The organism is Rhodococcus sp. PD04 (assembly GCF_035918275.1).
GTDB lineage: Bacteria > Actinomycetota > Actinomycetes > Mycobacteriales > Mycobacteriaceae > Rhodococcus > Rhodococcus rhodochrous.
This window is the reverse complement of sequence record NZ_CP142143.1, coordinates 160,318-184,536: the sequence shown is the minus strand read 5'-3', so window position 1 is coordinate 184,536 and position 24,219 is coordinate 160,318. Positions and strand designations below refer to the sequence as shown.

26 protein-coding genes and 1 pseudogene are annotated in these 24,219 nt (G+C 66.3%); 5 read left to right on the top strand and 22 right to left on the bottom strand.

Going from position 1 to position 24,219, the window contains the following annotated elements; all coding sequences use genetic code 11:
* Positions 1-46: 46 nt before the first annotated feature.
* On the bottom strand, positions 47-1,204 hold the full coding sequence (wecB, locus tag U9J23_RS00900) for a non-hydrolyzing UDP-N-acetylglucosamine 2-epimerase (protein ID WP_272266398.1): 1,158 nt from the start codon (positions 1,202-1,204) through the stop codon (positions 47-49).
* Between the two features lie 290 nt (positions 1,205-1,494).
* On the opposite strand from wecB, the gene fdxA reads away from it, so the two are divergent.
* Both fdxA and U9J23_RS00890 read left to right on the top strand, forming a co-directional pair.
* Complete coding sequence (gene fdxA / locus U9J23_RS00895; RefSeq protein ID WP_059382114.1) at positions 1,495-1,809, top strand: ferredoxin; 315 nt, start codon at positions 1,495-1,497, stop codon at positions 1,807-1,809.
* Positions 1,802-2,806, top strand: coding sequence for an NAD(P)/FAD-dependent oxidoreductase (locus U9J23_RS00890; RefSeq protein ID WP_272266397.1), 1,005 nt, complete (start codon positions 1,802-1,804; stop codon positions 2,804-2,806). The genes fdxA and U9J23_RS00890 overlap by 8 nt, the downstream gene beginning before the upstream one ends.
* 54 nt (positions 2,807-2,860) lie before the next feature.
* On the opposite strand, the gene U9J23_RS00885 is transcribed toward U9J23_RS00890, so the two are convergent.
* The 3 genes from U9J23_RS00885 to U9J23_RS00875 all read right to left on the bottom strand — a co-directional run bounded on the left by U9J23_RS00885 (position 2,861) and on the right by U9J23_RS00875 (position 5,756).
* Entirely contained in the window at positions 2,861-3,601 is a 741-nt protein-coding gene (locus tag U9J23_RS00885; RefSeq protein WP_059382112.1) for an IclR family transcriptional regulator, read from the bottom strand.
* A 3-nt stretch (positions 3,602-3,604) separates the two neighbouring features.
* Positions 3,605-4,708, bottom strand: a complete 1,104-nt coding sequence (locus U9J23_RS00880; protein WP_155418941.1) for a hypothetical protein — start codon at positions 4,706-4,708, stop codon at positions 3,605-3,607.
* 154 nt (positions 4,709-4,862) lie between these two features.
* On the bottom strand, positions 4,863-5,756 hold the full coding sequence (locus U9J23_RS00875; protein WP_255247729.1) for a VOC family protein: 894 nt from the start codon (positions 5,754-5,756) through the stop codon (positions 4,863-4,865).
* Positions 5,757-5,978: 222 nt separating this feature from the next.
* Between U9J23_RS00875 and U9J23_RS00870 the strand changes: the two genes are divergently transcribed.
* A complete protein-coding gene (locus U9J23_RS00870; protein ID WP_059382109.1) occupies positions 5,979-7,064 on the top strand; it encodes an acetamidase/formamidase family protein in 1,086 nt (361 codons plus the stop codon).
* Between the two features lie 80 nt (positions 7,065-7,144).
* Here U9J23_RS00870 and U9J23_RS00865 read toward each other — a convergent pair whose 3' ends face one another.
* The 10 genes from U9J23_RS00865 to U9J23_RS00820 form a co-directional block, all read right to left on the bottom strand.
* Complete coding sequence (locus U9J23_RS00865) at positions 7,145-7,678, bottom strand: aromatic-ring-hydroxylating dioxygenase subunit beta (RefSeq protein ID WP_080968222.1); 534 nt, start codon at positions 7,676-7,678, stop codon at positions 7,145-7,147.
* Entirely contained in the window at positions 7,675-9,057 is a 1,383-nt protein-coding gene (locus tag U9J23_RS00860) for an aromatic ring-hydroxylating oxygenase subunit alpha (RefSeq protein ID WP_080968221.1), read from the bottom strand. The genes U9J23_RS00865 and U9J23_RS00860 overlap by 4 nt, the downstream gene beginning before the upstream one ends.
* A 113-nt stretch (positions 9,058-9,170) precedes the next feature.
* A complete protein-coding gene (locus U9J23_RS00855) occupies positions 9,171-10,400 on the bottom strand; it encodes an MFS transporter (RefSeq protein ID WP_059382106.1) in 1,230 nt (409 codons plus the stop codon).
* 221 nt (positions 10,401-10,621) lie between these two features.
* Positions 10,622-11,692, bottom strand: a complete 1,071-nt coding sequence (locus U9J23_RS00850) for a TauD/TfdA family dioxygenase (protein ID WP_326600913.1) — start codon at positions 11,690-11,692, stop codon at positions 10,622-10,624.
* Entirely contained in the window at positions 11,689-12,672 is a 984-nt protein-coding gene (locus tag U9J23_RS00845; protein ID WP_272266395.1) for an ABC transporter substrate-binding protein, read from the bottom strand. The genes U9J23_RS00850 and U9J23_RS00845 overlap by 4 nt, the downstream gene beginning before the upstream one ends.
* Before the next feature lie 79 nt (positions 12,673-12,751).
* Entirely contained in the window at positions 12,752-13,570 is an 819-nt protein-coding gene (locus tag U9J23_RS00840) for an ABC transporter ATP-binding protein (RefSeq protein ID WP_059382103.1), read from the bottom strand.
* A complete protein-coding gene (locus tag U9J23_RS00835; protein ID WP_155418940.1) occupies positions 13,567-14,460 on the bottom strand; it encodes an ABC transporter permease in 894 nt (297 codons plus the stop codon). Before U9J23_RS00835 ends, U9J23_RS00840 begins: the two co-directional genes overlap by 4 nt.
* Positions 14,445-15,203 carry an ABC transporter permease gene (locus U9J23_RS00830; RefSeq protein ID WP_059382101.1) on the bottom strand — a complete coding sequence of 253 codons (759 nt, stop codon included), beginning with the start codon at positions 15,201-15,203 and terminating at the stop codon, positions 14,445-14,447. The genes U9J23_RS00835 and U9J23_RS00830 overlap by 16 nt, the downstream gene beginning before the upstream one ends.
* Before the next feature lie 225 nt (positions 15,204-15,428).
* The gene (gene serS / locus U9J23_RS00825) at positions 15,429-16,691 is read right to left on the bottom strand and encodes a serine--tRNA ligase (RefSeq protein WP_059382100.1); all 1,263 of its coding nucleotides are present in this window, start codon (positions 16,689-16,691) and stop codon (positions 15,429-15,431) included.
* A gap of 11 nt (positions 16,692-16,702) precedes the next feature.
* Positions 16,703-17,095 carry an ankyrin repeat domain-containing protein gene (locus U9J23_RS00820; RefSeq protein ID WP_059382099.1) on the bottom strand — a complete coding sequence of 131 codons (393 nt, stop codon included), beginning with the start codon at positions 17,093-17,095 and terminating at the stop codon, positions 16,703-16,705.
* A 36-nt stretch (positions 17,096-17,131) separates the two neighbouring features.
* On the opposite strand from U9J23_RS00820, the gene U9J23_RS00815 reads away from it, so the two are divergent.
* Positions 17,132-18,190, top strand: coding sequence for a septum formation family protein (locus tag U9J23_RS00815; protein ID WP_059382098.1), 1,059 nt, complete (start codon positions 17,132-17,134; stop codon positions 18,188-18,190).
* Positions 18,191-18,203: 13 nt separating this feature from the next.
* On the top strand, positions 18,204-18,542 hold the full coding sequence (locus U9J23_RS00810) for a metallopeptidase family protein (protein ID WP_272266427.1): 339 nt from the start codon (positions 18,204-18,206) through the stop codon (positions 18,540-18,542).
* Between the two features lie 27 nt (positions 18,543-18,569).
* Here the strand turns inward: U9J23_RS00810 and U9J23_RS00805 are convergent, their stop codons facing one another.
* The 8 genes and pseudogenes from U9J23_RS00805 to U9J23_RS00770 all read right to left on the bottom strand — a co-directional run bounded on the left by U9J23_RS00805 (position 18,570) and on the right by U9J23_RS00770 (position 24,203).
* Entirely contained in the window at positions 18,570-18,731 is a 162-nt protein-coding gene (locus U9J23_RS00805; protein ID WP_016933301.1) for a hypothetical protein, read from the bottom strand.
* A gap of 122 nt (positions 18,732-18,853) precedes the next feature.
* Complete coding sequence (locus U9J23_RS00800) at positions 18,854-19,141, bottom strand: putative quinol monooxygenase (protein WP_059382096.1); 288 nt, start codon at positions 19,139-19,141, stop codon at positions 18,854-18,856.
* An 87-nt stretch (positions 19,142-19,228) separates the two neighbouring features.
* Positions 19,229-19,627, bottom strand: a complete 399-nt coding sequence (locus tag U9J23_RS00795) for an NUDIX hydrolase (RefSeq protein WP_272266426.1) — start codon at positions 19,625-19,627, stop codon at positions 19,229-19,231.
* Between the two features lie 49 nt (positions 19,628-19,676).
* Entirely contained in the window at positions 19,677-20,435 is a 759-nt protein-coding gene (locus U9J23_RS00790; RefSeq protein ID WP_120281051.1) for an SDR family NAD(P)-dependent oxidoreductase, read from the bottom strand.
* A gap of 133 nt (positions 20,436-20,568) precedes the next feature.
* Positions 20,569-21,726: pseudogene (locus U9J23_RS00785) on the bottom strand (acyl-CoA dehydrogenase family protein).
* An 8-nt stretch (positions 21,727-21,734) separates the two neighbouring features.
* Entirely contained in the window at positions 21,735-22,718 is a 984-nt protein-coding gene (locus tag U9J23_RS00780) for an NAD(P)H-dependent flavin oxidoreductase (RefSeq protein WP_059382094.1), read from the bottom strand.
* A gap of 38 nt (positions 22,719-22,756) precedes the next feature.
* A complete protein-coding gene (locus U9J23_RS00775; protein WP_326600901.1) occupies positions 22,757-23,410 on the bottom strand; it encodes a TetR/AcrR family transcriptional regulator in 654 nt (217 codons plus the stop codon).
* Between the two features lie 31 nt (positions 23,411-23,441).
* A complete protein-coding gene (locus U9J23_RS00770; RefSeq protein WP_016691832.1) occupies positions 23,442-24,203 on the bottom strand; it encodes a 3-hydroxyacyl-CoA dehydrogenase in 762 nt (253 codons plus the stop codon).
* Positions 24,204-24,219: the final 16 nt, after the last annotated feature.

Genomic DNA, 24,219 nt, shown 5'->3' with positions numbered 1-24,219 from the left:
TTCCTTCGAGGGACATTCGTTTCGGACGACGCAGCATCCGGTCCTGTCAGTAGGAGCCGACCGCCTCGACGGGCGCGAACTCCGAGGGGCGAGGTCCGAGGCCGAAGAAGTGCTCGATCGCCGCCACGGAACGCTGTGCGGCGCTCCCGTCGCCGTACGGATTGACCGCGCGTGCCATTTCGTCGTACGCGGCAGGTTGCGTGAGCAGCCGGGTGACCCATTCGACGATGAGTTCCTCGTCCGTCCCCACCAGCCGGACGGTTCCCGCCGTGACGGCTTCGGGTCGCTCGGTGGTCTCGCGCATCACGAGGACCGGCTTGCCGAGGCTCGGTGCTTCCTCCTGCACACCTCCGCTGTCGGTCAGCACGATCGTCGACGCCGCCATCGCGAGTGCGAAGTCGCTGTAGGACAGCGGATTCGTCACTATCACATTGTCGAGATCGGCGAGGGGCGGCAGGAGCACCTCCCGTACGACCGGGTTGAGGTGTGCCGGCAACAGGAAGGTCATGTGCGGGAACGCGCGGGCCAGACGGGCGATGGCCCGCGCCGAGCACGCCATCGGCTCGCCCCAGGACTCGCGCCGATGTGCCGTGACGAGAACCATCGGACGGCCCAGCAGCGGAGCGAGATCCGGGTTGTCGAGCGAGGGTTGTTGCGAGGTCACCGTGTAGAGCGCGTCGATCACCGTATTTCCGGTGACGACGATGTCGCCGGGATCGATCCCGTCCGCCAGGAGATTGGCGCGGGAGGTGGGGGTGGGTGCCAGGTGCAGCGACGCCAGTTGCGAGGTCAGGCGCCGGTTGAGCTCCTCGGGGAAGGGGTTGTAGCGATCCCCCGTCCGGAGTCCGGCCTCGAGGTGCACGAGCGGCACCTTGCAGTAGAACGCCGCGAGGGCCGCGGCGAAGCAGGTCGTCGTATCTCCTTGGACGAGAACCGCACCGGGTTCCTCTCGCGCGATCACATCCGACACCCCGCCGAGGGCCTTGGCCGTGATGGCCTCGAGCCCTTGCCGTTGGGTGAGGATGTCGAGGTCGTGGCTCGGTTCGATACCGAACAGGGTGTTGACCTGGTCCAGCATCTCGCGGTGCTGGCCGGTCACTGCGACAACGGGTTCGAGTACTTCCGATCTCTGCAGGGCGGTGACGACCGGCGCCATCTTGATCGCCTCGGGACGAGTTCCGTAGACCACCAAAACCTTCTCCATCACTCAATAGTAGCGAGAATGCTCTACTTGTGGACCGTTTGAAGGCTTGAAACCAACTGGAAGTACATTTCCATCACCGCCCCCGCTTGTGCGCAGCGGCAGCACGCGACACGCAGGGACGCGGACCCGCATTCCGCCCGAATGCGCTGCGCGCTCGGCCGATCGGGGCAACCGTTACGACTTCGTGAACTCCCGTGAAGACTGCCGCGCACCGATTGACAGACGGTCCACACCCAGAAACCATCTCGTATTACGACAGAGCAACTTGCAATACGAGACGAAGGGGCAACATGGCCTACGTCATCACCAGTTCCTGCATCGACGAGACCGACAAGTCGTGCATGGAGGAATGTCCGGTGGACTGCATCTACGAGGGCGACAGGATGATGTACATCCACCCCGACGAGTGTGTCGAATGCGGACGCTGCGAACCGGCCTGCCCGGTGATCTCGATCTTCCACGAGGAGGACGTACCGGACGAACGCCGCGCGTTCGTCGAGATCAACGCAGAGTTCTTCTCCTCCGTCGGCTCTCCCGGAGGCGCCCGGAAGATCGGGCGTGTCGGAGTGGACCATCCCGTCGTTGCGTCCTGGTCCGATGACTGATCTCGCACAGGCCGTCGGGGCGACGGCGAACACGACCGTCACCGATCTGCTCGTCGTCGGAGCAGGGCCCGCGGGCCTCTACGCCACCTACTACGCCGGTTTCCGCGGGATGAACGTCGCTCTCGTGGACTCCCTGCCCGAGGTGGGCGGACAGGTCGCGGCCATGTATCCGGAGAAGCCGATCTACGACATCGCCGGTTTTCCGTCGGTGAAAGGCCGCGAACTCGTCGACCGACTCCACGCCCAGGCCATGTCGGCAGAACCCGTCCTGATCCTCGGGCACACGGCCACCACTCTCGAACACGTCGACGACGGAATCGTCGTCACCACCGATCTCGGGCATCGCATCGAAGCAAAGGCGCTGCTGATCACCGGCGGCGTGGGAAGCTTCATTCCTCGCGAGCTCCCGGTCGGCTCGGACTATCTGGGGCGCGGGCTCCGGTACTTCGTCCCGCGGCCGGACGATCTCGCCGGTGAGGACGTCGTGGTCGTCGGAGGTGGCGATTCCGCGGTCGACTGGGCCCTCAGTCTCGAACCCGTCGCTGCGTCGGTCACACTCGTCCATCGGCGTCCGGTCTTCCGCGCCCACGAGCGCAGTGTCGCAACGTTGCAGAAGTCGAGCGTCCGGATTCTCACCCCACACGAAGTGGTCGCGATCGGCGGCGAGGAGCGCATCGACTCGGTCACCGTCCGTGAACGCGGCGCCGATCCGATCACCATCTCCGCCGGCAGTGTGGTCGCCGCCCTCGGATTCATTGCCGATCTCGGTCCTCTCGACACGTGGGGGCTGGCCCAGGAGCGCCGCCGGATACTCGTCGACCGCCATCAGCAGACCTCGCTTCCGCGCGTCTACTCGGCCGGTGACATCAGCGAGTATCCCGGCAAGGTGAGATTGATGAGCGTCGGTTTCGGAGAAGCGGCGGCTGCGGTGAACAACCTTGCCCCGCTGATCGATTCGTCTCTGTCGACGACACCGGGGCACTCCTCCGATCGATGAGGGCGTGGCCTGTCGGCAGAACGTCACCCGCCCGACAGACGGTGTCTTCCCCCGTCAGACGCGGCCGAGTTCTGCCGACAGGTTCTCCGCGGTCTTCAGCAGTTCGCGTGCCTGCAGGTCGATGTCGACCTCTCCGGGTACGGCAATGGACAGGACTGCCAGCGCAGCAACCACTCTTCCACCCTGGAAGACAGGCGCTGCCAGTGTCCGAACACCGTTGACAACAGGTGATTTCAACGATATTCCGGTCTCCCGGATAGCGGACAGTTCGCGGGCGAAGTCCGGATTCGCCTTCGTCTCCCGCCGCAGCATCGGTACCTCGTCCTCGGGGAGGAGCGCGCAGAAGACCCGGCCCTGAGCGGTCGCCGTGGGTGAGAGCCTCGTCCCCACGTTGACGGTGATCCGCGCGATCGCATCCGTGTGATCCGCTGCAGCGACCACGATCGGACTCTCGCCGTCCCAGACCGAGAGGACGACGGTCTCCTGAACGTCGCGCAGGAGCTGGTCCATGAACGGTTCCGCGATACGCACCACCGGGAGACCGGCCCGCGCTGCGGCCGCCAGTGCGAGCACCTGAGGACCGAGGGTGTACACGCTCTCGGCCGGATCGAATCGCAGGAGGTTCACCGCCCGCAATGCTTTCGTGTACCGGTGCGCGGTGGCCTTGCTCGTCCCGAGCACGGCGGTGATCTCGTTCAGCGTCAGGCGCGGTCGCGCACCCGAGAAAGCGGCCAGGATCACTGCAGCGCGCTCGACCGCCTGGATCGCCGGTGCGCCCTTGTCGTCGTCTCCCACGGTCTATCCCTCCCTGTCGGGATCGGTGAGCCAGTGCGCACCGACCTGAGCGTAGATTCGCGCATAGCGCACCAGTTCTCCGGCGGCGACCGAGTCCCGGTCGGAATCCGCCGGATCGGGCGCTGCAGCCGGACCCGTCCGAACCGTAGCGATGCCATGCTCGCGGAACACGGTACCGTCGGTCGACCCCCTCCACCCGAGCACCTCGGATGGCATCCTTCCTCGACTGTGACGCATCCACGCCGCCCGTGTCCGCACAGCGATCGGGGCCGTCGGTGACGTCCCTCCGCCTCGCTGGTGCGGCCCGGCAGTGACCTCGACGGTGCACTCGGCCAGGGGACTCGCCGCAAGATCGTCGTGCAGGACCCGGCGCAGTGCATCGACGAGTTCGACGACGTCGTCTCCCGGCAGGGTGACCAGGTAGAGATGTATGTCGAGGACGGCGGGCAGCAGATCCGGTTTCGCCGGAGAACCACTGTGCAGTGCACCGATACCTGCTTCGCGTGCGGTCGGGCCGGTGGCCGCGCCGGGAGCGAAGACCACCTCGGCGCGCCACCTTTCGATGGCCGCGATCACCGTGCCGGCATGCACGACGAGTCCGCCGGGTGGTGTCGCGTGCTCACGGGCGAGTACGACGCCGCGACGGGTCCCGACCCGCACCCGCAGGTAGACGGCCCCCGGCTCGGCGTAGAGCACACCGTCCGGTCCGCCTTTGGCGACGATCGCCGCAGCGGGACGCGGTCTGCCTTCCAGAAATCTGCGGACACCGGCTCCGTGTTCACCGGTTCCGTCCCGATGCGTGCCCCCACCGGCGAGCAACAGCGTCAGGCGACCTCGTCGGTGCCGGTCGGCCGTGGCACGTGCGGCGGCCGCGAACGCGGCAACGGCAGCGGAGGCCGGTCCTCGCGCTACTCCGACCCCGAAACCGGAGACGAGATCTCCGTTCTCCTCCAGTCCGAGTGGAGCGTCGTCATCGTGTCCCGTGACCCCACCGTCCCGGTCACCGTGCCCGGTCAGTGAGGTGTCGAGGTGCGAGTACAGCACCAGCTCCGGACCCGAACCGACACTGCAGACGAGATTTGCTGTGCTTCCCGCAGGGTGGACCACGGCCGACACCTCCGGAAGATGTTCCGCGATCCAGCCCTGCACCGCGCGCGCCGACGCGAGTTCCTCGCCGTGAGGGGTCGGTCGTCCGGTCAGAAGTCTCAGAACGTCGAGGAGCTCAGCACGGTCGACGACGGGTTCTTCGTGGCCGCCGATGTCAGTGCGCCCAGGTGCGGTCGTCGGAAGCGGCGCGCCACACATCGATGTTGCGGGGATCCCGCTTCAGCCGACGCGGTCTGTGCGTCTCGTGTTCCTCGGGTGTGAACACCCGATGCCCGTCGCACAGTTCCCAGCGGGGCCCGTGCCGCTCGTCGTAGAGATAGAAGGCGATGGATGTGGACGCCGAGTGGTTCACGACATCGCCGAGGATACGAACCTGCTTGTGCTGGGCACGAGCCCGGCGTCGCATCACTCCGTCGAGATCACCCATGATGAAGCACGCGTGTTCGAGGGCGTACCGGTCCGCTCGGCGGATGGCGAGGCTGTGGTGGTAGCGATCCTCGCAGCGCAGGAACGCGGTGAAGTCCTCGACGTAGTCCGAAGCCAGGAATCCCAGGACGTTCATGTAGAAGTTCAGGGTCTCCTCGTAGCGGTCGGTGACCACGAAGGGATGCACGAAGCGCTGGGGACGAAGGTCCGGCCACGGGGTCTCGGCATATTCGAGGAAGCCCGTGAACAATTCGACGAGGGTGCCGTTCGGGTCGACCACCGCGAACCCCTGCCGGCAGAGACCTTTCATGCCTTCGGTGAGCGGTAGAACCTCGTGGCCGGCGGCGCGGACGCGTTCCTCCAGGTCCGACAGGACGGCCTCGTCGTCCACCCTGAATCCCACGCCGTCGTATCGGAACGCCATGAGGGAAGGATCGTGGACGAGCTCGAGGCTGTGATGCTCGGTGCCGACACGGAGATAGGCGTGCGTCTCGTCGTGCTCCTCGAGTGCGAAACCGACGTGGTACTCGAGGAACTCGATGGTGGATGCCATGTCCGGTACGGACAGGCGGATGAAGGCTGCCCCCGACGGACCCAGCCTTCGCTGTGTTTTCTCACTCACCGAATTCGCCTTCCTTCCAAGGGCACTCGGTCGCCCTTGTTGTCGAACCCTAGGAACAGGAACAGCGAGCGTCAAGCTATACGAGACAACGTTTCATAATTCAACACGCTCGTAACGTGAGCGGAACTCTCGGGGCCTAGCGTCTGAATCGAAAATCCGTATCCTGCCGTCCGATTCGGCAATCCGTCCGCATATCGTGGCGGCCGCCCGAAAGGTCTCCCCGTGACCGTTCTGCAGCCCCATACCGGTCCGATCCCCGGACAGCACTACGTCCCCGCGGAGGGCGGGGCACTGACCTGGGGCAGACTGCCCACCCCCTCCCGCAAACCCGTCCTCACCATCTCCTCCGGCGAGACCGTCACCTTCGACACCATCTCCCACGAGGGACTCATGGAGGACCAGGGGCGTGATCCCCTGGCCTACTTCGGCGAACGTGGCGTCGCACGCGACGACGTGCTGACGGATCTCGTCGATCTCGCCGCATCCGATGTGGTCCACACCCGCGGCCCGGACGGCCCTCACGTCGTCACCGGTCCGGTCCATGTCGAAGGGGCGCAGCCCGGGGACATCCTCAAGGTCGAATACCTCGAACTGACACCGCGCGTTCCCTACGGGGTCGTGTCCAGCCGTCACGGTCTCGGTTGTCTCGCAGGAGAACGTCCCGTCGACGACACCACCGGCGAAGCGGTTCCGATCATCAGCCAGTTCTGCACCGTCGACCTCGCGAGCGCACGGGCCACCATGGAGTGGAACAGCGGTAGCGCCTCGTTCCCCATCGCGCCGTTCATGGGATTGTCCGGTGTCACGGCCGCCACCGAGGAAGCACTGAACACGATCCCGCCGGGCGCGCACGGAGGGAACATGGACGTGCGTGATCTCGCCGGTGGTTCCGCCCTCTACCTTCCCGTGCAGGTCGACGGCGCCGGCTACTACATGGGCGATCCGCACTTCGCGCAGGGCAACGGCGAGGTCTCCCTGACGGCGCTGGAGGCATCCCTGCGCACGACGGTACGGCTCACCGTTCTCACACCGGACGAGGCATTCGCATCGACAGGAGCTCTGAGCGGGCCGTTCGGTGAGACCTCGGAGCACTGGATCGCGATCGGCATGGACCGGGATCTGGACGAAGCGGTGAAGAAGTGCGTCCGTGAGGCCATCAGGATCCTCGGTGAGGTGGCGGAGGTTCCGCCGTCGGTCGCGTATCTCTATCTGAGTGCCGCCGGTGACCTCGCCGTGAGCCAGGTCGTCGACGACGTCAAGGGAGTGCACTGCCTGATCCGGAAGAAGGACTTCCCCGCCTGGACGTGAGCAACGGGGTTCCCGGAGATGTGTCTCCGGGAACCCCGTTGTCGTCGACGGCCCGTGCGGCCGGGTTCGTGCGGGCGGGATCAGACGATGAAGCTGAGCCGTGCGCCGGGAGCCATCGCCTCGTTGGTCAGGACGGCACGACGGAGCACGAAACGCAGCCCCGAGTCGCCGACCTCCAAGGTGTGGTCGTAGCGACCCGCATAGGTGAAACCGTGTCCGTCGCGGAACCTGTGGATGACGAAGTTGGCTGCGACACGCACGGCGTCACCCGACTGCTCGAGCACTCTCACGTTCCCGACGAGCCGGGTGGTGCGCGAATGCGGGTTCTCCGCGTGTGCCTTCCTGCTCTTGAGACGTTTGACACGCGCCTGGATCAGATCCCAGTCGTCCGCGACGAAATAGCCTGCGGCGTCGGGCCCCAATGCCCATTGATCGGTCGTGGGGACCTGCATCGACGCACCCGGTACGAACAACTCGAGCCACCGATCGAGCTTCCACTCGTCGAGAAGCGCGGCTTCGGCGATGAGGAAGTCCTCCACCTCGGCGCGCGATACGACAGGCGCGCCGGCGTCGGATGACTGTGCAGTTCCGGGAGTCGTTTCCATGAGAGTCATGCCGTGGTTCCTTCCGCATTGCCGGCATCCACGCTTGCGACCGGTCCGATGCGCCTGCTCCAGTGGCGCCAGAAACTGCGCATCGCGCCTTCGTCGACCGAGCGGCCCGAAGGGCCTTCGAGATCGTCGGCCATACCGCGCGACATATCGCTCCAGTCCAGATCACTGTCGCCGAACTCGGCGTAGGCGGAGACGTCCGCCGTCGCGACGATGCCGCGCTGGACGGCCTCGTACGCCTCGATGTCGTCGGGTGTGGCGAGACCACCGGGGCCGACGAAGCTGGCCATCGTCTTCAGACGTAGCGCCCGCACCTCGTCGGGCTCCCCGATCTCGACGAACTGCCATGCCCGCACGTCGGTCTGCCCTGGACCCACAGGTTCGAGTTGCCGGATGGTCAATGCCTCCAGATCGAAGAGCAGCAGATTGGGGAAGACGAAGAGGATCTTGGACGCGTCCGCGACCTGTGCGGCTCGTTCCGTTCCGAGGCGAGCTTCCATCTCCGCCCGCTTCCCGACGATCCGTTCCTTCTCCGTATCTCCGAATCGGGGTTCCCAGACCATGCCGATCCGGCCGTTGTGGCCGGTGAGGACGAGCAGACCGTGTCCGTTACCGAGATCGTGAGCGTGCTGGTCGTGATCGGTGACGGCGAAACCCGTTTCGCGGAGATAGCCGACGAAGGTGTTGTGCGTCGGAGCGAAATGGTAGCCATCCATGGCGTTCTCGACGGCGAGCTTCCAGTTCCCCTTGACGCTGTACTTCTGGACGCCCGGCAGTGTCGTCATGCCCTCCGGGCCGATGGACGCTGTCATCGACATGTAGTCGGCTGCAGCGCCCAGATGGTCGAGCAGGTCGGGAACCTCCTGGGTGAAGGCGACGAAGACGAAGCCCTCGTGGATACCCAGACGCGGAACCCGCCTCAACGACAGCGATTCGACGAATGCACTGTCCTGCGGATAGGCATCCTTGTCCGGAAGCGCGGCGAGTTCACCGGAGTTGCGGAAGGTCCAGGCGTGGTAGAAGCATTGGAAGTTCTTCGCTCTTCCTTCCGGTTCCCGGCAGAGGATCGTCCCACGGTGCGGACACGCATTCAGATAGGCCTGCACGGTACCGTGACTGTCACGGACGAAGATCAGGGGACGTCCACCCAGGCTGCGGGTCTTGAAGTCTCCCGGTTCGGGAATCTCGCTCTCGTGACCGAGGTACAGCCAGGTCCGGCCCCAGATCTTCTCCCGCTCCCGCGCGAAGATCTCCTCGTCCCGGTAGGCGCGCCTGTGGACCCGGAAGGTGAGGGCCTCCCAGTCCTGGACCACGAGGGAATTGCCGACCTCCAATCGGTCGGCGTCCGGGGCCGCACCCACCCCGGGCAGAATTGCAGTCATGAGCGCTCCCAATCACGTTGCTGTTCATTGCAAGATGACATCTCGTACTACGAGATGGTCGTTCAGTCGAGGGGATACCGTCAACACGGGACGAGGGGTTTAACGGACTCGATTCACAGATGTAACCTCGGCCGCGCACCGACACGCAGCAGGACGGCGAGGATCGTCGCCGCCGTCGCTGCCGCCACTCCGGCCACGACGAACGAGAACGGCCAGTCCGCCGATTCGACGACGGCGCCCAGAACAGGCGGGGTGAGGACCATTCCGGCTGCGACAGCGGTGTTCTGGATGCCGAGAACGAGTCCGATACGGCGGGGGTCGGCCGCCTCCCCCACCGCGGTGAAGGCCAACCCGTTCCAGCTGACCCCGGCCAGGCCGGCGATCATCAGGATCGGGACCACGATCGGCCCGCCGAGCCATGCCCCCACCGCGAGCACGGCGAACAGCGCACTCGTCACCGCGGAGACGACCATCAGAGGAGGCAGACGACGGCCGGAACGATCCGACCATGCACCCAGGCCGATCCTCAGTGCACCACCGCCGAACTGCACCAGCGCGAGCAGCGCGGCCGCTGTAGCGGGATCCATCGCATGCTCGTCGACGAGGTAGACGACCATGAAGGAGACGACAGCGAGCTGCGGCACCACGAGCAGTAGCGACACAGCACACAACCAGGCCACGGAGCGGGTCCCACCGGGATCGGCGGACAGCCCGGACCGCGCGACCGCCGTCTCGTGCACCCGGGGTTCCCTGATGAACACCACAGCCGCTACCGCACCCGTGAGTACCGCCACCGCTGCGGCGAGGAACGCACCACCGAGTCCCCAGGCGCGTTCCGCTGCAGGAAGCCCGAGCGCGGCGAGGCCGGCACCGACGGGTATCGCCGTCTGCCTCGCCCCCATAGCCAGGCCGCGCTCCCCCTGCGAGAACCACATCAGTACCGCTCTGCCACTGGCCGCGTTGACGCTCGCACAGGCAGCTCCCGCCGCCACCAGAGCGACGCACAGTCCCACGACGCTCGGCGCGGCAGCCGCGGCGACGAGTGCACCACCCGTCGCGACGAGCCCGAGCGTCATGACCAGTCGCTCACCGATCCGATCCGCGAGCGCACCCCACGGCACCAGGGCGATGAGCAGACCGACGGTGCTCGCCGCGAGCACCATGCCGAGTTGTGCCAACGACAAACCGAATCGCGCACGCAGGGCCGGAGCGAGACTCGGCATGCCCTGGAGCACCGTCGCTGCCGACGCCTGAGCGAAGACTCCGGTGGCGAGAACGACCCAGCGGTACCGCGGGAGTTCCGGATCGGAGGAAGAAGAGGACTGCAGATCGACCTGCACCATAGATCGATATTGGTATGCGGGACAGCATCATGTCAATCGTGACGGTGGGTCGTCTTCCAGAGTTAACCTGGCCGCCACGGCAATAGACCGACGTCGAAAGTTGGATTGCACCAACGGATTCGATACCGCCTGCACGCAGAAACGTCCGGCGTCGCGATACCGGATCCTGTGGTACCGCGACGCCGGACGTCGCTCGATCGTCGAACACTTTCGCGAGAGGTCTACAGCCCCCAGTCGTGCCGCTGGATGGATGCGGAGTGGATGCTGAACTTGCCGGTCACCTCGTCGTCGGGCTCGACATGATGCCTCGCGCGGACGACATGTCGTCCGAAGCCTTCCGGAACGGGACGACCCGACTTGCGCTGCAACCACAACCGCATGAGATGACGGCGGCGATCGGGCTCCGGGAAGTCGACGAAATCCGTACGGGCATGCAGCGCCGAGTAGTTGAGCAACCACTGGATGTCGCCCTGCCGGAAGTCCATGTGGAGAGCGATCCCGGGACGGGCCGCGATGTCCTCGAGCAGTTCGAGCAGTTCGATCTGTTCCGGCGTCAACCGGGGGACCTCGGGATAGTCCTGAGCGGTGTAGAGGATCCGATTGCCCCCGTAGAAACTGAAGACGCCGTCCTCGTATGCGCACATCGGCGAATCGTAGACGGGAGCGGGAGCGTCGTGGTCCTGCTTGTACCAGTCCCAATACCACTTCTCGAACATCAGAGGCGCCAGATCCGTTCGCTCCCTGAGCACTTCGTTGTAGATGGTCATTCCGCTGACCAGGCTGCTCGCGCCCCCTTCCATCGAGGGATGCAGGCACATCAGAGCAACCACATCCGACGAGTCCGAGTGGTAGCCGAGCCGACTGCGAATGCGCGAACTCAGCGAGGTGGGATCGTCCTGGGTCTTGTTCGAGGTCGCCCGGATGTGGTCGACCAGGTCCCCGAGTTGGTTCTGACGCATCGGAGTTCCCAGGTACAACCCGAGTAGGAAATAGATGGAGGCCGACAGGGCGTGTGAATACTCCTGGACCCGCAGACCGCGCGCCAGCAGGAAGCCTCGCCCGTAATCGAGTTCGTTCCCCCACGCGGCAATGGTCTCGGAGCAGACCGGAAGGGGGTAGTCCTCGCGGGAGACGAACCGGAGATCGGGATCGTCACGGAGGAAACGCTTTCCGACGGTCTCCAGTTCGTCGAGTTCTTCCTCCGTGAAGTGGTGGATCCAGCTGTCGGTCTGCCCCAGCACATCCCCTCGCCATGCTGCGGGCCCCTCCACGGGACTCAGGACGTGACTCACTGCCGAACTCCTTCCGGAACGAAACTGTCGAGGTCGATCTCCGTGAGCGAGTCACGGGCGACGAGCAGGGATACGAGGGATTCGAAGGACGCGATGTCGACCCGGCCGACGAACTCCGGCTCGGGTGTCTGTGCCAGCGTTTCCGGTGTGGACTTGCAGAGCTCCGCGGTGTACGTCCACCGCTGTTCGTCGTTCGCCGGGTCGTTCGCCAACTCCGCGAGCTCCGTCATCGCGTCGGCGAAGGATGCCAGGGTCTCGGCGTTCGCCGCTGTGAAGGCCCCTGTCGAGGCGTAGACGGTGGTGGGGATACTGCCGATTCCGTCGAAGAACGGGTTGCCGAGCGACACCGTGGTGCCGTCCGATTCGCCGGCCACCGCTTGTGCTGCGGTCACCTGCGCACCGTCGACGGACCCCGCGACCACACCGGGCAGCAGATCCGGGAAGGGCAGTGCGACGAACTCGGCCGTCGACGCCTCACCGGCATCCGCTTCGATCCACGCCTGTGTGAGGATGTGTCCCAGTCCACCGATCTGATTGACGCCGACCTTCTTCCCCTGGAGCTGTTTCGGCTCGGTCACCCCGGCTCCCGAGGGGACGACGACGGCGTTCGCATCGTCCGTGGACTGATCGCCACCCGATGCCACGACGAGATCGATCCCTTGCGCCACGGCCTGCATGGCGCTGTACGAGTTCACGAAGGCGATGTCGACCTCACCGGCCTGCAGAGCCGAGATTCCGGCGGCACCGCTCTGGACGTTGATCAGCTCGAGATCGATCCCGTGATCGGCGAACACCCCCTCTTCGACGCCCCAGGGCAAAGCCTCGTTGCAGAGTCCGAGAGTCGTGACACGCAGAGGTACGAGGCCGTTCTCCGCGGCTTCGACGACCGTTGCGTCCGAGTTGCCCGAACATCCGGTCAGCACCGCGGCGCAGACGGACAACGCGGCGGTACCCGCGAGCAGGTGGGGGCGGATGTGCATATGGTTCTCCTGTTCGAGGAAATGCAGAAGCGATACGGTCGGCGGCGACATCGACGGCCGACCGGAGCGATTCGCGACGTCAGATGTCGGCTCTCGGCCTCATCACCATGCGGAACACCTCGCTGCGCAGCTCTGCGAAGCGGGTCAGCTGTTTGGTCTCCACCTGGTCGCGTTCGGACGGAAGGTCCACGACGATGTCCGCGACGATACGACCGGGGTTCGCCGCCAGGACGACGACACGGTCGCCGATGTAGACGGCCTCGTCGATGTCATGGGTGACGAAGGCGACGGCCATGCCGTACTCGTCCCGCAGCTGCAGCACCAGGTCCTCGAGATCCGCCCGTGTCTGGGCGTCGACGGCGGCGAAGGGCTCGTCCATGAGCATGACCTTCGGTTCCACCACGAGCGCCCGGGCGATCGCAACACGCTGCTGCATGCCACCGGACATCTGCCAGGGATACATGTCGGCCGTACCGGGGAGACCCACGGCCTTCAACGCATGATCGATCCGATTGTCGGTCTCCGCACGGGAGAGACCGTAGGCGTAGGTGGCGGCCCTGAGGTTCTTGCGCACGGTCATCCAAGGGAACAGAGATCGGCTGTAGTCCTGGAAGACGACGGCCAGTCCCATCGGCGGGCCGTCGATCTCCTTGTCGTTCACCAGGACGGAACCGTCGGTCGGCGCGAGCAGTCCGGCCACCATCATGAGGAGTGTGGACTTGCCGCAGCCCGAGGGCCCCACGATGGAGACGAGCTCGTTCTCGTGCAGCACCAGCGAGGTCGGTTCGAGGATGAGCTTGCGGGCCTCCCCCTCACCGTACGACTTCGTGAGGTTGATCGCCTCGAGCGCAATGCCGCGGTGTCCGGTCGGATCGATCCGTGTTTCGAGTTCGATCATTGTTCTTTCAACCCTTCTCGTCTCTGCCAGTGCAGAATTCGGCGCTCGACCACAGCGAACGCGGCATTCGTAGCGAGTCCGATCACGGCGATCAGGACGAAGGCCGACCACATGCGTGTGTACTGGAAGGTCTGCTGGCTCAGCTGCACCTCGTACCCGAGTCCTGCTGTGGTGGCGAAGAATTCGGAGACAATCATGAGGATCAATCCGATGCCGATACTGACTCGCAGGCCGGCCGTGATGCGCGGAAGTGCCGCAGGGATGACGACCTTCGAGTACAACTGCACCCCACCGAGATGGAGACTCCGAGCGCTGCGTAGATACGAACTGTCCACCGTGGACACACCATCGGCCGTGTTGACGATGATCAGCCACACCGTTCCGAAGGCGATCATGAAGATGTTCATGGCGTCCGTGACCCCGAATACCTTCACCGCGATCGGGATGAGGATCGCGTTCGGGACGGCGAGCCAGAATCGGACCACGGGGCCGTACATCCGAGCGGCGACCGTGCTGCGCGCGAGGAGTACACCCACGGCGATTCCGATCACGGCCGCGAGCACCCAGCCGGCGGCGAGACGCTTCAGGCTGACCATCGCTGTGGCGTAGAAGTGCTCCGAGAGGAAGGCCGTCGACGGAGTCGGTGCGAGCCAGTCGTCGACGAACTGCTCGGCGATTCGGGACGGAGGCGGGAAGAACACATTCGAACTCGCCTGTGCCACGAGCTCCCACAGGATCAGAACCAGTGCGAGGAGCCAGAATCGGGCGAGCGAGTTCACCGCGCGCCGGATCCGCACGGCCGGAAAGCGTGGCCGTGTCCTGGACATGTTCGCGTCCCGGGCATCGGTCGCGCCGCGGACGATGGCGACGTCGGTCACTGATACACCCACGTCAGGGCCTTCCTTTCGATGTGGGTCACCGCCGAGTAGAGAGCGACACCGAGTACTCCGACGATCAACGTCCCCGCGAACATGATGTCCGTGCGGAGGGCCTGTTGGTACTGGACGAGCAACGTCCCCACCCCGGATTTCGCACCGAGCAGCTCGGTACTGAGAACCACGACGAGCGTTGTGCCCGAGGCGATACGGATCCCGGTGACGATGGAGGGCAGCGCACTCGGCAGGGTGACGAGCATCCGGGTCCGCATCCAACTCCACCGCATCGAACGAGCGGCGTCCAGGCGCATCGGCTCGACGGTGGCGACGCCGTACACCGTGTTGATCAGCACGATCCAGAAGGTGGCGAACCCGGCGACCGCGACCTTCATCTCGATTCCGAGGCCGAAGAGAAGGATGGCGATCGGAATGAGAGCGGTGGCGGGGATGGACCGGAATGCGTCCACCACGATCATCGCGGGTGCCGAGAGCCGGCGAACGGTGCCGATCACGGTTCCACAGACGATCGCGGCGAGGGACGCGAGGACGAGTGCCGCGAACCACGACCAGATCGTGTCGGCGAGGCCGGTCAGGAACTCGGAATCGGTGACGAGCCCGGGGATCCGGGATGCCACTTCCCACGGATAGGGAACGGAGTCGCGGGACACGAAACCGCTTGCCACAGCGAGAGCCCAGGCGACGAGAAGGGTTCCGGTGCCGGCGACGGCGAGAAGCATCGATACCGATCGTGTGCGCATCCGACTCCGTCCGATCGATCCTGATTGGTCGATTCGAAGCTAAGACGGCAGCTGGCGATCTGCAATGCGTGACACTATCTCGTAATACGAGAGGGGACTTGTTTTCGCGTCCGAAACAAGAACGAGGACCCGCGGAGTCGCGGGTCCTTCGCAAGAGGGGTCGGCGTACGAGTACGGCTCCCCGCCACAGCCGGCGTGACGGGGAGCCGTTCTACGACGCGGAGATCAACCGGCGGGTTCGAGCACCTCGCGTCCCACGAACGGGACGAGAGCCTCGGGCACCTTCACCGAACCGTCGGCCTGCTGGTGGTTCTCGAGCAGCGCCACGAGCCAGCGGGTGGTCGCGAGCGTGCCGTTGAGGGTCGCGGCGGTCTGCGGCTTGCCGTTCTCGTCGCGGTACCGGATGTTGAGGCGACGCGCCTGGAAGGTCGTGCAGTTCGACGTCGATGTGAGCTCGCGGTAGCGCTCCTGCGTGGGCACCCAGGCCTCGCAGTCGAACTTGCGGGACGCCGACGACCCGAGATCGCCGGCGGCGACGTCGATGACGCGGTACGGCACGTCGATGGCGGCGAGCATGTCGCGCTCCCAGGCCAGCAGACGCTCGTGCTCCGCCGCGGCCTCCTCGGGGCGGCAGTAGACGAACATCTCGACCTTGTCGAACTGGTGCACGCGGATGATGCCGCGGGTGTCCTTGCCGTAGCTGCCCGCCTCGCGACGGAAGCACGACGACCAGCCTGCGTAGCGCTTCGGGCCCTTCGACAGGTCGAGGATCTCGCCCGAATGGTAGCCCGCGAGCGGCACCTCGGAGGTGCCCACAAGGTAGAGGTCGTCCTCCTCGAGCCGGTACACCTCGTCGGCGTGCTGGCCGAGGAAGCCGGTGCCCTGCATCACCTCGGGACGCACGAGCACGGGCGGGATCATCATGGTAAACCCGTTCGCGGTGGCCTTCTGGGCGGCCAGCTGCAGCAGGCCCAGCTGGAGCAGCGCGCCGTAGCCGGTGAGGAAGTAGAACCGGGCACCGGAGACCTTGGCGCCGCGCTCCATGTCGATGAGCCCGAGCGACTCGCCGAGCGCGAGGTGGTCCTTGGGTTCGAAGTCGAAGGTGGGCAGCTCGCCGACGGTCTCGAGCGTGACGAAGTCGTCCTCGCCGCCGGCGGGCACGCCGTCCTGCACGACGTTGGAGATCGCGAGGTGCGCGCGATCGAAGGCCTCCTGCGCGGCGTGCTGCTCGGCCTCGAGTTCCTTGACCTTCGCGGCCAGCTCCTTGGCGCCGTCGAGCAGCGCGGGGCGCTCCTCGGGGGACGCCTTGCCGACCTTCTTGCCCAGGGCCTTCTGCTCGGCGCGTGCGTTGTCGCCGGCGAGGACAGCGGCGCGACGGGAGGCGTCGGCCTCGAGCAGCACGTCGACGAGGCCCGGGTCCTCTCCCCGCATGCGCTGCGACTCGCGGACGGCGTCGGGATTCTCGCGGAGGAACTTGAGGTCGATCACGGAATCGAAGCCTACCGCTGCCAGAGTTCCAGGTAGTCGTCGCGCCCGAACATCTTCGCTGTGTCCTCCGCGGTGGGGTGCCCGTGACGCGGGTCGGCACCGGCCTCGGCGAGTGCCCGCACGACCGCCTCGACGCCCTTGAAGACCGCCCCCGCGAGAGGTGACTGGCCGCGGTCGTTGAGCCGGTTCACGTCGGCTCCCCGCTCGACCAGGGCCTGTACGGCCTCGGCATGACCGTGGTAGGACGCCAGCATGAGCAGCGTGTCGCCGGTCTCGTTGGTGAGGTTCACCGGTACCCCGGCATCCACGTACGCGGTGAGGGTCTCGACGTCTCCCCGGCGGGCGGCGTCGAAGGTCTGCTTGGCGATCTCGAGAATCTCGGGATCGATCGGGTCGTCGGCCATGAGCCGAAACTACCTGCGTCCACTCGAACAGGCATGATGGAAGTGATGGCCGAAGACAACAAGCCCAAGCCCGACCGGCGCCCGCCCTCGGCGCGGTTGACCCGACGCGCCCTCGTGCTCGTCGCAGCCGGTGCCGTCCTGGCGGCGATCGCGACGTTCGTCGTCGCGGGGTTCCAGGGCGCCGACGGTGGGGACGACAGCGCCGGCGCCGGCATCAGCACGACCGGCGCGGTCGCGGGGGAAGCGTTCGGTACCGCCACCGCCGGCGACTGCCTGACCTGGAGTGCTCTCGACGCGAGCGACCTCGCGAAGGTCGACTGCGCCGAGACGCATCTGTTCGAGGTGGTCGCCGACATCGACCTGAGCCTGTATCCCGGCACCGAATGGGGACCGGGATCGCGCTTCCCGTCGGTCACGCGTTTCACCGAGCTGCGCGACGAGCAGTGCGCACCCGCCGCGATGGACTATCTCGACGGCCGGTTCGACCCGCACGGCAAGTTCAGCATCGGCCTCATCAACCCCGGCGAGGCGGGCTGGGCGGCCGGCGAACGCACGCTGCGGTGCGGTCTGCAGTTCTCGTCGACCACCGGCAACCTGCTGCCCATCAAGGGCCGGGTCGCCGATCAGGACCAGTCGCGGGCCTGGGACGTCGGTGTCTGCATCGGCATCAACAACGGTGTCCCTGCCGACCCGGTGGAGTGTTCCAAGCCGCACGCCTTCGAGGTCGTCGCGGTCGTCGACCTCGGTGGGCAGTTCCCCGGCGGCCTGCCGAGCATCGAGGACCAGGACGGCTATCTCGAGGAGACCTGCACGCGCCTGGTCAACGAGTACCTCGGCGACCCCGAGGCTCTGCGCAACAAGACCCTCACACTGTTCTGGGACAACCTCGACTACGACAGCTGGCTCGCCGGCAGCCGCAAGGTGAACTGCTCGATCGGCAAGCAGGTCGAGGGTGGCGGCTTCTCGTCGATCACCGGCAGCGCCAAGGGCGACATCCTCATCGACGGCCAGCCGCCCGTGCCGCCGCCGCCCGTGCCGGAAGGCCGGTCGCTGCCGACGCCGCTGCCGGGCGCAGTTCCCCTGCCGGGGTCGTGACGTGCCGGTACACATGGAGGACGAGCACTTCGAGGAGCTCGTCTCGGAAGCACTCGACGAGATCCCCCGCGAACTCGCGCGGGCGATCGACAATGTCGTGGTCCTCGTCGAGCCGCGCCACGACGAAGAACCGGATCTGCTGGGTCTGTATCAGGGCGTCGCGCTGACCGAGCGCGACAGCCACTACGCGGGATCGCTACCGGACACGATCACGATCTACCGCGACGCCATCCTCGACATCTGCGAGGACGACGACGACGTCGTGCACGAGGTGCTCGTCACCGTCGTCCACGAGATCGCGCACTATTTCGGAATCGACGAAAAGCGCCTCCACCAGCTGGGCTGGGGCTGAGGCGCTCTTCGCGATCGGTACCGGGTGCTACTTGTTGCGGGCCGCGGTCGCCTTGTCGAGGCGAGGTCCCTTGGCCTTGCGCTGACCGAAGTGCGGGCTGAGCGTCGAAACGACGAACATGATGACGGTTCCGACAGCGACGACGGCCACGGTGAGCCACACGACGATGACGCCGAAGAGTTCCAACATGCCCGGTTACCTCCACAGTCGATGTCACTTCGAGGCAAACGGCACACGTCCGCCCCGGGGGTCACCCTACCGCCCGCGTTCCGCCGGGTGACGACCGACTCCGCCCGCGCTCCGGTGGGGACTCAGAGGGTGGTGAAGTGCTCGAGCTTCGGCGCTCCCGCAAGGAGGGGTCCGAGGTCGGTGATGGCGCCCTCGCCGGCGCGGAACTTGCGGTAGGCGGCGTCGTGCTCGGCCGAGCGCCACTTCTCCACGACCACCCAGCGGGCCTCGTTCTTCTGATCCACGAGGATCTCGATGCCGTCGCATCCGTCGAACTGTCGCGTCTCGTCGAGCACGCGGGTCATGACCTTCTTCGCGTCGTCGAGGGAGTCGGCCTTGAATTCGAGTTCGAGCAGAGCGGTGAGCGCCATGGGAGACCTTCCGTGATGTGCGATGTGACTGCCCTCACCACATTTCCCCATGGGTGAGAACTGCGCAATACCTCTGTGGAAACAGGATTATCGGGAGGCCGACGCGAGAGCGGGAAGGACGTGGTGCTCGAGCAGCGGCGCGAGATCGTCGGGCAGCGGTAGGGCCGCCGGGTCGAGCCAGCGCGTCTCCGCGATCTCCGCGGCGGCACCGGCGACCTCCACGAGCGGGTGTTCGTAGACGGTTCCTTCGAGCCGGTAGCCGGGCTCGTTGGCGGCCTCGGCGTCGAAGACCCCGACGAGACGCAGCGACGACAGATCCAGTTCGGCACCCAGTTCCTCGGCGCACTCGCGCACGGCAGTCTCGGCCGGGGTCTCCCCCGGATCCGGCTTGCCTCCGGGCAGCATGAACCGCGACGTGTTCCGCTTCCGCACGGTGAGCACCTCACCGGCGGCGTCGCGGAGAACGACGGCGCTCACTCTGATCACACGGTCACGAATCGCGGGGTGCTGGTTCACCGGACCATCCTAGGACCGGTCAGAACATGCTGTAGCCACCGTCGATGAGCGTCGTGCTGCCGGTCTGGAAGGACGACGCATCGCTCGCGAGATAGACGGCGATGCCTTCGAAATCCTCCGGGGTGCCCCACCGGCCGAGCGGCACGCGACCGATGACGTTCGAGTTGAAGACGTCGGATTCCTGCAGCGGACCGGTCATGTCGGTGGCGATCCAGCCCGGCAGCACGCTGTTGACCCGGATCCGGTGACGCGCGAACTCGACGGCACAGCCGTTCGCGAGCGCGAGCACCGCGGCCTTGCTCGCCGCGTACGGCTGGTTGCGTCCGGCGCCCTGCAGCGCACCGAGGCTCGACGTGACGATCATCGAACCCCCGGTGCCCTGCTCGACGAGCACACGCGAGGTCTCCCGCATCGTGAAGAACGCGCCGTCGACGTTCGTCGCCATGACGGCGCGGTACCGCTCGGTCGTCGACTCGTGGAACTTCTGCAGCGACGACCCGATGCCGGCGTTGACCACCACGATGTCGAGCCCACCGAAGTCGTCGACGAGCGCCGCGACACCGTCGGTCACGGCCTGCTCGTCGGAGACGTCGACCGCGCGGGTTGCCACGCGGCCGGCGAACCTCCCGATGTCGGCCGCGGCCTTCGCGAGCTTGTCCTCGCTCCGGCCCCACAGGGTGACGTCGGCGCCCGCACGGGCGAGGCCCCGGGCCATGCCGAGACCGATCCCCGCGGAACCACCCGTGACGAGAGCGCGCTTACCTGTGAGATCGAACATCGAATCCCTCTTCTCCTGAACCGGTTACACGTATTCGGATACAACCGCAGAACTACGCGTGCTTCGACACAGCCGTCGACCACGCGTGCTTCGACACAGCCGTCGATTACGCGTGCTTCGACACAGCCGTCGATTACGCGTGCTTCGACGCGATGTCGCGGCCGATGATCTCCTTCATGATCTCGGTGGTGCCACCGTAGATCGTCTGGATGCGCGAATCGACGTAGGCGCGCCCGATCGGGTACTCCATCATGTAGCCGTACCCGCCGTGCAGCTGCACGCAGCGGTCGACGACGCGCTTCTGCAGTTCGGTCGCCCACCACTTGGCCTTCGACGCATCCAGAGGGGTGAGCTCCCCCGCGTTGAGCGCGAGTACGCACCGATCGACATGCGACTCGGTGATCTCGATCTCGGTGAGCATCTCGGCGAGCGCGAACCGGGTGTTCTGCAGGTCGCCGATGGGCTTGCCGAACGCCTTGCGCTCGAAGACGTACTGCACGGTCCACTCGTAGGCGGCCCGCGCCGAGGTGATCGCGCTGACGGCGATACCGATGCGTTCGAGGGGCAGGTTCTCCATCAGATGCACGAAGCCGCGACCCTCGGTGCCGAGGAGGTTCCCGGCGGGGACGCGGGCGTCCTCGAAGACGAGCTCGGCGGTGTCCTGCGCAGCGAGACCGACCTTGTGGAGTTTGCGCCCCCTGCTGAAACCGGGGGTGTCGCGCTCGACGACGATGAGCGAGAAGCCCTTCGACCCCGCGCTCGGATCGGTGCGGCACACCACGATGACGAGATCGGAGTGGATTCCGTTGGTGATGAACGTCTTCTGTCCGTTGATCACTCACTCGTCACCGTCGCGCACGGCGGTGGTCTTCACGCCCTGCAGGTCGGATCCGGCGCCCGGCTCGGTCATGGCGATCGCGCCGATTCGTTCGCCGGTGGCGAGTGCCGGCAGCCAGCGCGCCTTCTGCTCCTCGGTGCCGAGGTGGAGGATGTACGGGATCGCGATGTCGTCCTGCAGTGCGAGTCCCGCACCGAAGGAGGTCGTACCGGTCCGCGCGATCTCCTCCTGCACGATGTGCCGGAAGCGGTAGTCGGTCACGCCCGAACCGCCGAACTCCTCGGGCACGCCGAGGCCGACGATGCCGGATTTGCCCGCGGCGATCCACGCCGACCGGTCGACGAGGCGCTCCTCCTCCCACCGTTCGTAGTTCGGTTCGATCTCGCGGGCGAGGAACTCGCGCACGGTCTCCCGGTACGCCTCGTGGTCGTCGTCGAAGTGGGTGCGTTTCATGGCTTCTCCTAGGCGTTCACGCGGGACATCATGCCGCTCAGACGCTCCGCGATGAGGCTCTCGGCGTCGGCGACGATGCGCTCGACCAATTCCCCCGCGGTGGGGATGTCGTGGATGATCCCCTGGACGGTGCCGACGGTCCAGATGCCGGCCTCGGGATCACCGTTCTCGTAGACGAGGCGACCCCGGGCGCCGGCGACGAGTTCGCGCACGTCCTCGAACTTCCCTCCGCGGTCGAGGATCTCGACGACCTCGCGGCTGACGGTGTTGCTCGCGACACGAGCGGTGTTGCGCAGCGGACGGAAGATGAGTTCGGTGTCGGTCTCGTTCGCCGCGACGATGGCTTCCTTGATGGTGCGGTGGATCGGCGATTCCTCGGTGCACATGAAGCGGGTGCCCATGTTGATGCCGTCGGCGCCGAGCGCGAGGGCCGCGACGAGACCGCGGCCGTCACCGAAACCGCCGGACGCGATCATCGGGATGGTGATCTTCTCGGCCGCGGCGGCGATGAGCACGAGGCCGGGGACGTCGTCCTCACCGGGGTGCCCGGCGCATTCGAAGCCGTCGATGCTGATGCCGTCGACACCGATGTCCTGCGCCTTGACGGCGTGCCGGACGCTGGTGCACTTGTGCAGCACCTTGATCCCGGCGGCGTGGAAGTCGGGCAGGTGCGGTGCGGGATTCGATCCGGCCGTCTCGACGATCTTCACGCCCGAGTCGATGATGACCTGGCGGTACTCCTCGTAGGGCGGCGGGTCGATCGCCGGCAGGATCGTGAGGTTGACGCCGAACGGCTGGTCGGTGAGTTCGCGGGTGCGGGCGATCTCCTTCGCGAGGTCCTCGGGCGTCGGCTGCGTCAGAGCGGTGATCATGCCGAGCGCGCCGGCGTTGGCGACCGCAGCGACGAGTTCGGCGCGGCCGACCCACTGCATCCCTCCCTGCACGATGGGATGTCGGACGCCGAAGGTTTCGGTGAAAGCGGTGGTCAGCACGACATGAGCTCCTTGCGTGGAGGTGTTTCGAACGACTCTCAGGCGGTCGGGTGATGGCCCACGACCCGCAGCGCGATCACGATGTAGCGCTGCGCGACCTGAGCGGGAGTGAGGGGACCGTCGAGCTGGTACCAGCGGACGATGGACTGGAACATCCCGAGGAGAGCACGCACGGCCTCCTCGACGTCGTCGACGTCGAACACCTGCTGGTCGACGCCTTCGCGCACCAGGTCGAGCATCATCAGCTCGAGACGTTTGCGGGTCGCGGCGTAGGTACGGCGGTTCTCCGGGGAGATGTGGCGCACTTCGGAATCCAGGCCCGAACGCTGTGCGCGATGGGTCATGTTCAGCACGATCGCCTCGACGGCGTTGACGAAGCGGGCGACCGGGTCGTCGCCGCCGTCCGCGACCGCGGCCGAGACACGGTCGATGAGGTCGAGGACGGCGGCGTCGAGCAGCGTGACGAGAACGGCTTCCTTGTTCTCGTAGTGGTAGTACAGCGCGGGCACCGTCACGCCGACCCGGCGGGCCAGGTCGCGGACGGTGGTGCCGTGGAAGCCGTTCTCGCTGAACGCTTCCAGGGCGTGTTCGAGGATGGGGTCGAGCCCCAGAGGCTGGAACTCCCGCCAGTCCGCGGACTGCACGTCCGCGTGGGGCGTGTCGGATTCCTCGGCCTCGTATGCCGGGGTCATCGACCCCCTCCTCTCACAGTCGGTGCTCGGGTCAGCGCGGAGCCATTCGGATCGCGCCGTCGAGGCGGATGACCTCGCCGTTGAGCATCGGGTTGGAGACGATGTGGGCGGCGAGGGCACCGTACTCGGACGGATCGCCGAGGCGGGCCGGGTGCGGAACCTGTGCACCGAGCGAGGCCTGGGCCTCCTCCGGCAGCGAGCCGAGCAGCGGGGTCTTGAACAGGCCCGGCGCGATGGTGACGACGCGGATGAGCAGCGACGCGAGGTCGCGAGCGATCGGCAGGGTCATGCCGACGACGCCACCCTTGGACGCCGAGTAGGCGGCCTGGCCGATCTGGCCGTCGAAGGCGGCGACGGAGGCGGTGTTGATGATGACGCCGCGCTCGCCGTCGATCGGCTCGGTCTTGGCGATGCGCTCGGCGGCGAGACGGATGACGTTGAACGTGCCGAACAGGTTGACGTCGACGACCTTCTTGAACGCGTCGAGCGGGAAGGCACCCTTCTTGCTGACGGTCTTGATCGCGTTGCCGATGCCGGCGCAGTTCACCGCGACACGCACGGGTCCGAGCGACTCGGCGACGTCGAGGGCCTCGGTGACGGCGGCCTCATCGGTGACGTCGGCGGCGACGAAGCGGACGCGGTCGCCGAGTTCCTTGGCGATGGTCTCACCGTTGGACGACGGCAGATCGATGATGACGATCTGCGCGCCGTCGTTCAGCAGAGCCTTGACGGTGGCGAGACCGAGGCCGGAGGCACCACCGGTGACGACGGCGACGCTGTCGTTGACGATCATTGATTACCCTTTCGAG